The sequence below is a fragment of the Psychrobacter sp. T6-1 genome (assembly GCF_052258445.1).
Window position 1 is genome coordinate 1 of the sequence record NZ_JBQQFC010000832.1, and the last position, 520, is coordinate 520.

The following is a 520-nucleotide window of genomic DNA, read 5'->3' on the forward strand; positions in this document are numbered from 1 at the left end:
TAAATTTCAAACAATGAATAAATTTTTTAGCCCAAAAATAAATATGCTACGTTATTTTATTTCATGTACTTTCCTGTTTTTGGTTCTACCAGCTACCAGCTTATGGACAAGAGCTATGGCATGGTGCTGAAAAAGGTATGAGTACAAGTGAAGTTCAAAAAATTTTTCCAAATATTGAAGAAAGGGAGGAGTATCTTTCAATTTCTGGAAGGTCTGATGACATAGAACCTTTATTGGTAATTGATGAATATAAACTCTTCGACACTTACTTTAAGGTGCTTTTCTTCTTTAAAGACAATAAGTTAGAAGCCGTAAAGTTGCACTGTATAGAGTGGGACAAGTGTTATTACACAAAAGATATGATGCTAAGCTCCTTACGTGATGAATTCGGATATGAAGCCCATACACGTAAAATAAATACTAGCTTAGATATTAAGTACTGGATGTTAGACGATGGCGTAAATATTAGAATGTTTAGTGAAAAAATTTCTAATCTTCTGAGTGTTGACTTCCAAGTTTC

General features: G+C 32.7%; 1 protein-coding gene. It reads left to right on the forward strand.

What is annotated here, in order from left to right; all coding sequences use genetic code 11:
- Positions 1-137: 137 nt before the first annotated feature.
- A partial coding sequence (locus ACTXGO_RS16225; RefSeq protein WP_443575252.1) for a hypothetical protein occupies positions 138-520 on the forward strand: 383 nt, incomplete at its 3' end.